Here is a 508-nt window from a genome sequence, read left to right as displayed (position 1 = left end):
CTGGTATTGTTGGGGCAGTAAAGTATCCCGACAACCTGAATGTGATTGCGACGCTTGAGCCACATTCCTACATTGAATACACCATCGTGGCAGACACTCATCCTCTGGCGAATGGGCACATTCAAAACCAAGTGACGGTCGACGGCACTGTGTACGCCGACCGAGGTTCTGATCCGCGTGATTTCGCGATCGAGGTTAACAAGCGTGTTAAAACGAACACCGATACCAGTTTTGATACAAAGCAAACCTCGTATTCCAAGCTGGACAACGAAGTGACGTTTGAAATCAGTGTGAAAAATGCGAAAGAAAACGGCTATGCAACCAATGTGCAAGTCAAAGATGCGATATCAACCATCACGGCTGAAATTTTGGAGCCAGATGGCGTCACTAAGCCAGTTTTCAATGCTTGGACTATTAGTGCTGAAATCAAGTCTGACGATCCTTTGTTGAACGGCAATCCTGCTTACACCGATGTCGGCAGCTTCTCAGACAACCTTGATTTAGATAC

Annotated in this window: 1 protein-coding gene; it reads left to right on the top strand. The window is 46.7% G+C overall.

Features of this window, described 5'->3' with window-relative positions:
• Nucleotides 1-508: hypothetical protein (locus R7R24_RS30630; RefSeq protein WP_318120706.1), on the top strand; the 508-nt coding region annotated here is incomplete at both ends.

Source organism: Vibrio sp. 704 (assembly GCF_033339295.1).
Note: the sequence above shows the minus strand (reverse complement) of the source record. Positions and strands in the feature narration are given on the sequence as shown.